14 protein-coding genes and 1 pseudogene are annotated in these 10,429 nt (G+C 53.8%); 9 read left to right on the top strand and 6 right to left on the bottom strand.

Annotated elements, in window-relative coordinates; all coding sequences use genetic code 11:
• The 3 genes from ACGVJ8_RS02890 to ACGVJ8_RS02880 form a co-directional block, all read right to left on the bottom strand.
• Positions 1–679: Tfp pilus assembly protein FimT/FimU (locus tag ACGVJ8_RS02890; protein WP_392345398.1), on the bottom strand; the 679-nt coding region annotated here is incomplete at its 3' end.
• The gene (locus ACGVJ8_RS02885) at positions 669–1,076 is read right to left on the bottom strand and encodes a hypothetical protein (RefSeq protein WP_392345397.1); all 408 of its coding nucleotides are present in this window, start codon (positions 1,074–1,076) and stop codon (positions 669–671) included. The genes ACGVJ8_RS02890 and ACGVJ8_RS02885, both read right to left, overlap by 11 nt.
• Positions 1,073–1,486: a hypothetical protein gene (locus ACGVJ8_RS02880; protein WP_392345396.1), complete on the bottom strand. Its 414-nt coding sequence runs from the start codon at positions 1,484–1,486 to the stop codon at positions 1,073–1,075. The genes ACGVJ8_RS02885 and ACGVJ8_RS02880 overlap by 4 nt, the downstream gene beginning before the upstream one ends.
• Positions 1,487–1,561: 75 nt before the next feature.
• On the opposite strand from ACGVJ8_RS02880, the gene ACGVJ8_RS02875 reads away from it, so the two are divergent.
• Genes ACGVJ8_RS02875 through ACGVJ8_RS02865 form a run of 3 tightly spaced genes read left to right on the top strand, consistent with a single transcriptional unit; the run spans position 1,562 to position 2,227 of the window.
• On the top strand, positions 1,562–1,702 hold the full coding sequence (locus tag ACGVJ8_RS02875) for a hypothetical protein (protein WP_392345395.1): 141 nt from the start codon (positions 1,562–1,564) through the stop codon (positions 1,700–1,702).
• Between the two features lie 55 nt (positions 1,703–1,757).
• Complete coding sequence (locus ACGVJ8_RS02870) at positions 1,758–1,967, top strand: hypothetical protein (RefSeq protein WP_392345394.1); 210 nt, start codon at positions 1,758–1,760, stop codon at positions 1,965–1,967.
• Positions 1,937–2,227, top strand: a complete 291-nt coding sequence (locus tag ACGVJ8_RS02865; RefSeq protein WP_392345393.1) for a winged helix-turn-helix domain-containing protein — start codon at positions 1,937–1,939, stop codon at positions 2,225–2,227. Before ACGVJ8_RS02870 ends, ACGVJ8_RS02865 begins: the two co-directional genes overlap by 31 nt.
• 222 nt (positions 2,228–2,449) lie before the next feature.
• Here the strand turns inward: ACGVJ8_RS02865 and ACGVJ8_RS02860 are convergent, their stop codons facing one another.
• Positions 2,450–2,920, bottom strand: coding sequence for a hypothetical protein (locus tag ACGVJ8_RS02860; protein ID WP_392345392.1), 471 nt, complete (start codon positions 2,918–2,920; stop codon positions 2,450–2,452).
• A 316-nt stretch (positions 2,921–3,236) separates the two neighbouring features.
• Here ACGVJ8_RS02860 and ACGVJ8_RS02855 point away from each other — a divergent pair, with 316 nt between their 5' ends.
• From ACGVJ8_RS02855 to ACGVJ8_RS02835, 5 genes and pseudogenes are all read left to right on the top strand, one after another.
• A complete protein-coding gene (locus ACGVJ8_RS02855; protein ID WP_392345391.1) occupies positions 3,237–3,515 on the top strand; it encodes a type IV pilin protein in 279 nt (92 codons plus the stop codon).
• Positions 3,516–3,769: 254 nt separating this feature from the next.
• Positions 3,770–4,390, top strand: coding sequence for a hypothetical protein (locus ACGVJ8_RS02850; RefSeq protein WP_392345390.1), 621 nt, complete (start codon positions 3,770–3,772; stop codon positions 4,388–4,390).
• Positions 4,391–5,909: 1,519 nt separating this feature from the next.
• Positions 5,910–6,191: a hypothetical protein gene (locus tag ACGVJ8_RS02845; RefSeq protein ID WP_392345389.1), complete on the top strand. Its 282-nt coding sequence runs from the start codon at positions 5,910–5,912 to the stop codon at positions 6,189–6,191.
• On the top strand, positions 6,166–6,582 hold the full coding sequence (locus tag ACGVJ8_RS02840; RefSeq protein ID WP_392345388.1) for a hypothetical protein: 417 nt from the start codon (positions 6,166–6,168) through the stop codon (positions 6,580–6,582). Before ACGVJ8_RS02845 ends, ACGVJ8_RS02840 begins: the two co-directional genes overlap by 26 nt.
• 58 nt (positions 6,583–6,640) lie before the next feature.
• Positions 6,641–6,745: pseudogene (locus tag ACGVJ8_RS02835) on the top strand (hypothetical protein); the annotation flags it as partial.
• A 994-nt stretch (positions 6,746–7,739) separates the two neighbouring features.
• Here the strand turns inward: ACGVJ8_RS02835 and lepA are convergent.
• Complete coding sequence (lepA, locus tag ACGVJ8_RS02830; protein WP_392345399.1) at positions 7,740–9,554, bottom strand: translation elongation factor 4; 1,815 nt, start codon at positions 9,552–9,554, stop codon at positions 7,740–7,742.
• A gap of 72 nt (positions 9,555–9,626) precedes the next feature.
• On the opposite strand from lepA, the gene ACGVJ8_RS02825 reads away from it, so the two are divergent.
• Complete coding sequence (locus ACGVJ8_RS02825) at positions 9,627–9,947, top strand: DMT family transporter (RefSeq protein ID WP_392345387.1); 321 nt, start codon at positions 9,627–9,629, stop codon at positions 9,945–9,947.
• On the opposite strand, the gene ACGVJ8_RS02820 is transcribed toward ACGVJ8_RS02825, so the two are convergent.
• The coding region (locus ACGVJ8_RS02820) for a malate:quinone oxidoreductase (RefSeq protein ID WP_392345386.1) at positions 9,937–10,429 on the bottom strand (493 nt) is incomplete at its 5' end. The genes ACGVJ8_RS02825 and ACGVJ8_RS02820 overlap by 11 nt on opposite strands.

Here is a 10,429-nt window from a genome sequence, read left to right as displayed (position 1 = left end):
CTCCAGCATGTGCCGTTGCCATTGCTTCAGCTGCAAGCTTTTCGACCAACGAGCCGCCCTGGCGGGTTTCGGCGAACAAAAGCTGAACCACCACACCGCAGAGCAAAGAGCTGCCAGCATCAACTCCACCAGCGTGAAACCTTGAGCAGGGCGGGGGCCCGTGGGTTAAGCAGAGGGCACTGCTCAGGGAGCCGCCTGGATCATCCCGATAGACACCGCTGCGGCTGATGCCCAGGGGCAAGCCGATCACTAGGAACAAGGCCTGGACATGGCTGGGTTGAAACAACACCACCAGACCGCCATCAAGTACCAATCCATTGCTGCTGAAGCGAACGGCGCCCGGCAGGTTGCTACGAACCTCCAACGCATCTGCACCGGGCTCCGCCAGAAGCGTCACGTCCCCACGGCAGGACGGCAAGTCGCCCGCCAGCGGCGGCTTCCAATCATTCGTACTGAGACGCAGAGCACAGGGCTGGCGGTCCCGTTCAGCGGCCATCCGGCCCCGGTCGAGCCCCACTCGCAATCGCCGCAGACCGTTGTCCAGTGCCAAGCGCCGTTGCAGGACACTGGAGCTGGGAATCACCAAGCTCGCCAGGATCCCCAGCAGCGCCACCACCACAAGACACTCCACCAGGCTGAAGCCATCATCCCGATCCCCGAACATCAGATCAACACTCATCGTTGGCCTCCCGCGGGCAATGTCCCAGTCCGGCTGGGGTGAACAACTGGTTGCGCTTGAACGGGATCGCAGCGGTGGGATCCCTCAGTTCCACGGCGAGCCAGAGGCCACCCCCCGCGGCGTCAAAACGCCATGGCATCGCGAGATAGGAGTCTTCGGACAAGCCCTCCAGAACACCGCTTACCGCCTCATGATCCCAACGGCAATCGACATCAGCGACGGAAGCGCTGGCCAAGACTCGCCGACTGGCCAGGAGCCGTTGCTCTAGCAATTGCACCTGCTGATCCAAGTGAGCCGACGACAACGCGGCCTTACTGGTTCGCGACCATCCCTGGAAGGACACCTGACTACTAAGCCCCAGGATCACAGGGGAGACAAGAACTTCCGTGAGCGTCATGGCAGCAGCTCCAGATCCAGCAGGCTCCGGCGGCCATCACTCCAACGCAGCTGCAGCGTTCCAGCCATCGCGCCATAGGGCTGCCAATGCAGCAGTTGCCAGTCGAGATCGACGACGTGACCGGATTGGAGCACCGTTGGGTTCACTCCTTGGCAGTGCTCTGATGCATCCCACGCCGAAGAGGGCAACGCCAGGAGGCAGGCATAGGCAACAACAGCATGCCGTTGAAAAGCCATCGCCACCGAACGCTCGGCATCGCGGATCTTTGCCGTGGCCAGCGCCTGACGGCTGCGCTGGCGCGCGTGCAGGGCAAGGGTCTGCAACGACAAGCTGCTGAGCAAAAGCAGTGCCGATGTGGTGAGGGCCAAAGGCAGAACAAAGCCCCGCTGCTGTGGGTGAGGCAAACGCATCCAAGATCAACGAACCTTGAATGAAGCATTCCCCTCTGGATGGCCGACCTAACTTGAAGCGGTCACATCCATTGCGTGAGCCAAGAGCCGAGCCAGCTGCTGATCGTCGATGACGACCCGGAACTGCTGCGGTTCCTGGTGGGGGAACTCAGCGCCACCGGCCATCAGTGCATCGGCTGCGACAACGGCCAGGACGCTCTGCTGCGTTGGCGCTAGGAAAGTTTTGATCTAGTGGTGCTGGATTGGACGCTTCCGGACTTCTCCAGTGTTGATGCTGACCGCCCGCGACGATATGGATGAACGTGTACGGGCCCTGGATGCGGGGGTGGATAACTACCTGACCAAGCCATTCAACCTCAATAAACTATACGCCCGGGGCGGGCACGGCTGCGGCGGAGTGGCTACGAGCAAGACGCACGCAGTGAGGCCAAACCCCTTGAGCTGGGAGATATGCAAATCAATCCCATCGAGCGCAGCGTGATGGGTTCCGAACGAGAGATTCACCTCTCGCAACGGGAATTTGAGCTGCTTTTGTTTTTAGTGAAACAAGCAGGTGAGGTGCAATCGCGACAAACAATCCTGGATGCCGTATGGGGATCTTCTTTTGTTGCCGACCCCAACACACTCGACGTCTACATGGGCTATTTGCGCAAGAAAGTGGAATCCAAGGGACAGCAACAACTGCTGCACACCGTGCGCGGTGTGGGTTTCATGGCGCGGGTGGGCGAGCCGAAATTTTGAAGCGAAGTTGCAGATCGGCACCATCCCCCCAGGAGTATCAGCAATTAGCAACTGGCCCTGCATGGCCCGCATCAGCTTGTTCACGATCGCCAACACTACTGCCCTGGGTTCCACTGGAGGTGCTGCCACGCACAAACCGTTCCACCACTTGATGGCGTTCCTCCAATCGATTGAAAGCCAGAGCGATCGGTTGCAACTCGAGCGGCTGCCCACTCACATCAATCAGATGCTATCGGCCTGCAACGCATTCACTTGATCACTGAGCTGGCCGAGGGGAAGCGACAAGCCCCTCCAAAGAACGACACGCAGCAGAGCAGCGGTGAGCAGAGTGGGCACACCAGCACCAGCAATAAGAAGCAGCTGCAAATTTCGTTCATAGGCCAATGAGGCCGACACGTCCTGTCGCACCAGCAGGAGCCGTTCATCTCCGGTTGGTGCGCTGATCAGGGTTGCACTCTGCAACCACGACCGATCGCCCTGTCCTTGAACAAGTAGTGGAGGTTGCTCCTGGCCTGAGGGCAACAGCAGTAGCTCAACACCAAGGGGCACCAGGAAACGAGAGTTGGAATCAAAGGTGCGTTGATCAACCACGAGAGATCGCACCAAATCCTTATGAGCGATATGGCGCTGGTTTAGGGCCAAGAACCGATTGATACCCAGCAGCAGGGAATAACCCGCTATCACAGTCAGCACACTGGTAGACAACAACCACAGACGCAGGGAAGGGAGTGAAAGAATTAATGAATAACCCTCGCCGCCAGAACAACAGCCCAATCGATGATGGTTATCATTCGATTCATGAAGAATCCACTAAGAGCTTTCTTAGGAAAAACTTAGACAACCTTCCAACTATCAGCATCAAGAGCTGGAAATGATAGAAGAGATCAAATCAAAGGCAACCTCTCAAGGATTCGTCATGACGATGCTCAATTCACGCCTTCGACTGGCGCTTATCACCCGGAAGAAGAAGCAGAACATCCTCTAGTGAGGCCTCACACTCGTGGAGCTGATGGTCGTAATTATAATTATCGGAGTTCTTTCAGCAGTTGCACTTCCTAACTTCCTAAGCCAGACCAACAAAGCCAAAGCTACTGAATGCACCACAAAAATGGGCTCGATTATGAGCATGGTGAGCGCCGAACACCTGTTAAGCACAACTGATACTGATGCTCTTTTAACAAGTGAAGCCGCAATCGCCAATACCAACAGCAATTTATGCACATTTGCAGAAGATGCCGCTGCTAATGCGATTGCCAACACCTACGGAGTAACTAGTGCAGGCAAATAAGTTCAGATCTGGCAAGCAAATACGCAGGAAAATCTTGCGTTAGTGGAACAACAGGGAAACGTGAAACTAATGCAAAAACAGGAGACACCATAGTCCTGACTGATGTAACAGCGAGTGATTGCAGCTAGGCCACTTCTTGAGATTAATTACTTTCACAAACTTGACGAACTCAAATTGATTAAACAAAGCCATCCAAAATAAAAATTTTCGGATGGCTTTATCCTTCCTCTGGTTGCCATTGTTAGTCTCATATTGTGGCTAGTCTCCTGGCCCTGATGGGGCGATCTTTTGAACTTCTAATTGAATTAATTCGTCAAGACCAGAATCAACAAGCGAGAGAGGCTACCGAAAGCGGCCTGGCAGTAATTCTCAAAGAACTTAATACCAACTGCCCTTGCCTCCTAATAAACGACTGCACCATCGAGGATTCGGGTGGAACGATCTTTTGCCCAGGCTGGCCAACCGATACAGCGGTAGGTGGAACCTTCGAATACATCACCTCGGTCTGCCCTTCCACGACAACGCCACTAGAAAGACTTTTTAGTAAATTGAGCGCAATTCTTCCTGGAGGCACTAGTAGCTACAAATTAATAAGCTACGACTTTACGGGCGACCAACATCAAGGCGGCACAGCAGCGATCCGAGTCGAAGGGAAAAGCCTGCATTTCCATAACAGCAGTATCACCACCAGGGCCGAGGCATTTATCCTGCAGGAAGTAAACATCATGCCGAAGCCTTGCAGCGGCGCACAAGGCGGCTACCCAGGACTGCTCGGAGAAACAATAAACCTCGGCAACCAAGACGTGGAGGGTGATATCAACGGCAATGTTGTCTGCACCACATGCGACCCCAACCAGAGTCACAAGATGAACTAGAAGAAGATCTTAATCTGAAAAACAAAGGTGTTGTAGAGGGAGAACTACTTGGTGGCCAGCTAGTACTCGATGATCCGCCAGCATTCCCAGGATTCCCAACCGATTACGCAACGACATATGGTATTGCACCTTGCAGCAACAGCAGCTATTATATCACAACGTCAACAACCTTTACAGCAGGCCAGAACAACGGAGGGCGATGCATTGTTGACTCGAGCAAAAACATTACACACTGCAAAGTCGACAACATTCTTCTAAGCGGCAATCACGTTCTCAGCATTAAGATATCCGGGACTGGTAATCCTGCCCCAAGCATTCTATTTTAGATTGACGGGAATATTAATACCAGTGGAACAACTGGTATTGAGCACGCCAGGGATTCTTCAAACTTTTCGATCTTTGGTACACCCAGAAGCCAATCCCCCACTTGCACCCAAAACGTTCTAATCGGTGGGACTAGTCAGTCATTGAACGCATTTCTATACATGCCTGATGCCTGCACAGGAATCAACAGAGGTGGGAACGCCGATCCAAATTTCTTTGGCTCCATATGGACACGGGAATTCGGCAGCATTGGATCATCCGGAAATTCAGAAAACATAGGAGTGCCCGACGACATGGGCAGCAAAATCTACATCAATTTTGGTATCAACTTCTGCGTTGGTATTCGTGAATACGCGGCCCATGGTGCCAATCGATGGACTCTACTGATGAAGCCATGAAGAAGCTTCAAACCTATAAAAAGATAAATTTACAGTAACTGAGTCGTTGACCGTTGTGGCCCTAGTCGGCATCCTGAGTGCCATTGCCTCCTATAGCCAACGCTGGGCTCAGGAGCGCCTGCTTGCAGCTACCCATGAAACACACACCTGGCTCGAAAATCAGCGTATGATGGCCTTAAAAGAAGGACAAGCCTCGCAATCAGCATCAACACAGTCACAGCAACTCTTGACCCATCTGTAGAAACTATTTCTCTTGCAGAAGGTATTCTGAATAACAGCTGCAAGGACCAAGCACCTCTCAGAATCCGAGACTCTGTCACCAACGGTGGCGGAATCTCTCTTTCTACCAGTGATCCTGATGCTACAGGAATCCGATTTTTATTTCGTGGCCTAGGCGAAATTATCACAACTAGCTCTAATAAAAATAATCAGGAAGTTCTCGTCTTCAAACTCAATCATCCTGAAAGCAATAAACAATGCTGCATCAAGATAATAAACCCGCTGGAATTAATCCGTACAGGATAGAGCGAGGCTAATGCAGATAGCTGTCGGTACAGCAACAGCTTCTAATCAACCTATTGAGACAAGAATGAGAGAGATATCACATCAAAATCCCAAAAAGAAAAATGGCATTACGATCACCGAACAATGATTGCTGCGGCGTTAGGCATAGGGCTAGCAAACGTTATCGGCCAGTTGGTAGTCACCCATTTACAAAGCAATGCTCGCAGCGAGAGCCTATTACGCCAATGCGAAGATTGGAAGCGCGCCACTCGTTCATTGAATCAGAAATCGCCATGAGTGAGCGAATTTTTACCAGCAGTGAGGCCGTTTCCATTCCGACAGGCTGCGATCTCCAAAGCAGTGAAATCAAGCTAGCCCTCGACTTTCCTCGTGATCTGCCCCTTGTTCTGTATGGGATCCGCTCAGTAAACAACTTATCAACAGCAGAGCGCAGCCAGTGGATTGGGGAGGCGCAGGATGATCAAAACTTTGGACTGTTAATCCGTTACGGCCCTAACCTTAAACTAACCAACAATGGAGAAGATAACCATGAAAACCCAATCAATCATTTTTGATGACATCGATACCAGTACTGCAGATAATGGACTCCAAGTCACAGTTCATGATTCCAAATCAGCGTCGTTCTCATTAGCTCTCCAGGCATTGAAGAATAGTCGCTTTATTGGCAATACCAGTTACTTGCATTTGCGCCTGGGATCAAGCAGCCACTCACGCATCAATCCCATTACAAGCTTCCCCGAGGAATCTCTATTTGCCAGCATCTTTGTGGAATTGATTCAAATACAGGTGAATGCGGGTGCCAAGACGTTGGCTCGTATTACGTCATTCCAGTATCCAAGTCCACCTTTACTGTTCCCTATGAAGGCCTCACAGAAAACGACAACATCACTGTTTGCAGCCTCATCCCAAGCACAAACATCACCGGTCGAGACCACTCAGATGTGATTGATAGCCTCATGCCTAGCCCAACAAGCTCCGCTGGAGTCACGTTGATGGCAGAGATGGACGAAACGTACTGTTTGGCACTCCAGGGCCAGATACCCTCACTACCGGATCTGGAGATGACGTTTGTAGGCAGGGCAGGGAGCGACACCATCGACGGCGGTGATGGTAACAACAGTTACTCACCTTGGCCAAGCCTGAACGACCCATCCATCGGCAACCTGGCAGACCTTCAAACCACCTCAATCACCGGAGGAAGTGACTTGGATATTGTTTATCTACGAGGACTTAAAAGTTAATTTAGCGGCATTAATTCTTGCACCAAGACGAGTGGATGCACAATCCAGCCATCCGACACTTCAATCAAGCTTTCATTGGTTTTAAAATAAGGCATTGATGTCCTTGTTTTCAAAGATTCACGCATTGACCTTCCCTAAGTGAAGATCAATGCGTGAATCCAATTAATCTGCAAGTCGTCAAAGAGTCTTCAGAAAGCCGAGATCTACTGTATACTTATGGATCTCAGCTAAATATTTTGACACCGTCCTGACTCATGCCAGCATTATAAGCATAGCCTGGCACACGAATCTAAATTCGACTGAAGATACAGTCGTAAAGGCATTAACAGTAATACCTACATTCAGATGCCTGGTAAAGGTCGATACCAGGTCTACCAAGCATTGCAGGCATCATGAGAAGCAGTAAGCCCGTTTGTAATTCAGCTCAGTCGGGCTTCAGGCTCACAGAGGTGTTGGTGTTATCAGTGATGCTGACGTTTCTTGTGGCTAGCTCCACTCAACTCTATTTCAATTCCGGCTAAGCGGTCCGCAAAGGCAGCGCCCTCACTGCCGCGTGCTCAAACAGCACAATCGGCACCTATATGGCCGCTAACCACAAAAACTCAGGTAGTGAGCCTGGTTTCCGCTGTCAGGAAGCACAACCCTGGTTTGGCCTGACGGGAACGATGTTCTCAGGCAAACCAGTGGAGTGACCATCCAGCGCACGATCTCGGTGAATGACTCAGACCCAAATCAACTCAAAGTGGCTTACACCACTAATTCTGGCGCGCTCATTCCGATCACATGCAATGCCTCACTGATGCCCATGAACTAGCCGCCAAAAGGACAGCTAACAGTAATCAGAGGATAAGTAGATTCACCTCAGGGGCTCTGATTCAGCTTTAAGACGGCCATGAAAGCCTCTTGAGGTACATCTACCTTACCCATCGCCTTCATCCGTTTCTTGCCCTTGGCCTGCTTTTTCAGCAGTTTTTTCTTACGTGAAATGTCACCGCCGTAGCACTTGGCGAGCACATCCTTGCGGATGGCGCTGATGCTGGTGGAAGCAATGATGCGGCTACCGATGGAGGCCTGAATCGGAATCTTGAACTGCTGGCGCGGAATCAGTTCCTTGAGTTTCTCCACCAAGGCCTTGCCCACGTTGTAGGCCTTGTCTTGATGAACGATCGTGGTGAGCGCATCGGCCCGCTCACCGTTAATCAGCACATCCAGCCGCAGCAGCTGATTCTTGCGATAGCTAATCAGGTGGTACTCCATCGAGGCATATCCCTGGGTGCGGGTCTTCATCTGATCGAAGAAGTCGGTCACCACCTCGGCCAGCGGCAATTCGTAGATCAACGTCACCCGATCGGTGGTGATGTACTTCATGTCGATGTAATCGCCGCGCCGTTCCTGGCACAGGCCCATCAAGGCGCCATTATAATCGTTTGGCGCGTAGATCTCCATACGCACGTAGGGCTCTTCGATGGATTCGCGCTTCTGCGGATGGGGAAGCGTGGCGGGGTTGTCCACCATCACCTCTGAGCCATCGATCATGTTCACCTTGTAAATCACCGATGGAGCGGTGACGATCAGATCGAGGTCGTACTCACGCTCGAGCCGCTCCTGCACGATCTCCATATGCAGCAGGCCAAGGAAGCCGCAACGAAAGCCGAAGCCCATGGCGCTGCTGGTTTCTGGCTCATACTTCAGCGCCGCATCCGAGAGCTGCAACTTGTCGAGCGCATCGCGCAGATCGGGATACTGATCAGCCTCGGTGGGAAACAGGCCGCAGAACACCATCGGCTTGGCCTCGGTGTAACCGGGCAAAGGCTCATCCGCCGGTGCGTTCACCAGGGTGATCGTGTCGCCGACGCGAGCATCAGCCACCGCCTTGATCGAGGCCGCTAGATAGCCCACCTCACCGGCATGGAGCTCATCCACCGCCTTCTGATCCGGCGCCATGATCCCGATCTCATCGAGCTCATAGATCTTTTTGCTGGCCATCAACAGCACTTTGTCTTTGCAGTTGATCCGGCCACTCATCACCCGGAAATACACAATCACGCCCCGGTAGGGGTCGTAATAGGAATCGAAGATCAGCGCCTTGGTGGGTTCCTCCACCACATCCTTCGGTGGGGGTACCCGGTCCACCACAGCCTGCAAGATCTCGGGCACACCCAGGCCGGTCTTGGCCGAGCAGGGAATGGCATTGCTGCAATCGAGGCCGATGATCGCCTCCACTTCCTCCTTGATCCGATCCGGATCCGCACCGGGCAAGTCGATCTTGTTGAGCACCGGGATGATCTCAAGATCGTTGTCCAGCGCCAGATACACGTTGGCCAGGGTCTGAGCTTCCACGCCCTGGCTGGCATCCACCACCAGCAGCGCCCCTTCACAGGCCTGAAGGCTGCGGTTCACCTCATAGGAGAAATCAACGTGCCCCGGGGTGTCGATCAGGTTGAGGACGTACTCCTCTCCATCAGCCGCCTTGTAGTTCATCCGGGCGGCCTGGAGCTTGATCGTGATCCCCCGCTCCCGCTCCAGATCCATGTTGTCCAGGAACTGCTCCTGCATGTCCCGGTTGGCCACGGTGCCCGTGTCCTGCAGCAGACGATCCGCCAGGGTCGACTTGCCGTGGTCGATGTGGGCAATGATGCAGAAGTTGCGGATCCGTGAGACGGGGGCGTCGGTCATGCAGCGGCGGAATCCCGTCTCGGGTCCAAAGATCAACGATGAACCAATCCTAGGGAGGGGTCTCCACCTGCCATGAACAACCCCTGGCCCTTGCTGCTGCTGGCGATCACCGCCGAAGTGATCGGCACCTCCTGCCTGCGCCTGTCAGAAGGCATGACCAAGCCGGTGCCCACCGTGCTGGTGCTGCTGGCCTACGCCGTGGCGATGGGACTGCTCTCCAAGGTGGTGCTCACCCTCCCCCTGGGTGTCACCTATGCCCTCTGGAGTGGCATCGGCACCGTGGCCATCGTGCTGGTGGGACGCTTCGCCTATCAACAGATGCTCAATCCAGGCCAGTTGATCGGCATCGGCCTGATCACCGCCGGAGTGGTGCTGGTGAACCTCAGGCAGTAAGACCCAGCACCGCATCACTGCGCTCGCGCATGCGGCGCAACACCTCGGGATCCCGCTGTGGGTCGCCCTCAATGCTCGGCAACAGCTCCCGCAACCGCTGCTGCCAGGCCGGACGATTGAGCTGAGGTTGGAAGCAGCGCTGCAGCACCTCCAACATGATCGTGACGGCCGTGCTGGCCCCGGGGGACGCCCCCAACAGCGCGGCGAGCGAGCCATCCGCGGACGCCACCACCTCCGTTCCCAGCTGCAGACGGCCCCCTTCTTTGCTGCGCTTGATGATCTGCACCCGCTGGCCTGCCACCGACAAGCTCCAGTCCTCAGGCTTGGCTGTGGGCATGAAATCCTGCAGGGCCCGATGGCGCTCCTGCGGACTCTGGCGCAATTGATTGATCAGATACCGCACCAGTTCAACGTTGGTGACCCCGACCTGCAACATCGGCAGCAGGTTGGTGGGACGCACCGACGCCGGCAGATCCAGCAGG

The organism is Parasynechococcus sp. (assembly GCF_042954245.1).
Lineage (GTDB): Bacteria > Cyanobacteriota > Cyanobacteriia > PCC-6307 > Cyanobiaceae > Parasynechococcus.
The sequence above is the reverse complement of the archived record's forward strand: the minus strand, read 5'-3'. Positions and strand labels throughout refer to the sequence as shown.

Excerpts from the sequence above, each read along its gene's own strand:
- ACGVJ8_RS02885 (WP_392345397.1), bottom strand. The coding sequence starts at position 1,076 with ATGACGCTCACGGAAGTTCTTGTCTCCCCTGTGATCCTGGGGCTTAGT.
- ACGVJ8_RS02880 (WP_392345396.1), bottom strand. The coding sequence starts at position 1,486 with ATGCGTTTGCCTCACCCACAGCAGCGGGGCTTTGTTCTGCCTTTGGCC.
- ACGVJ8_RS02870 (WP_392345394.1), top strand. The coding sequence starts at position 1,758 with ATGCTGACCGCCCGCGACGATATGGATGAACGTGTACGGGCCCTGGAT.
- ACGVJ8_RS02865 (WP_392345393.1), top strand. The coding sequence starts at position 1,937 with ATGCAAATCAATCCCATCGAGCGCAGCGTGATGGGTTCCGAACGAGAG.
- ACGVJ8_RS02855 (WP_392345391.1), top strand. The coding sequence starts at position 3,237 with ATGGTCGTAATTATAATTATCGGAGTTCTTTCAGCAGTTGCACTTCCT.
- ACGVJ8_RS02845 (WP_392345389.1), top strand. The coding sequence starts at position 5,910 with ATGAGTGAGCGAATTTTTACCAGCAGTGAGGCCGTTTCCATTCCGACA.
- ACGVJ8_RS02840 (WP_392345388.1), top strand. The coding sequence starts at position 6,166 with ATGAAAACCCAATCAATCATTTTTGATGACATCGATACCAGTACTGCA.
- lepA (WP_392345399.1), bottom strand. The coding sequence starts at position 9,554 with ATGACCGACGCCCCCGTCTCACGGATCCGCAACTTCTGCATCATTGCC.
- ACGVJ8_RS02825 (WP_392345387.1), top strand. The coding sequence starts at position 9,627 with ATGAACAACCCCTGGCCCTTGCTGCTGCTGGCGATCACCGCCGAAGTG.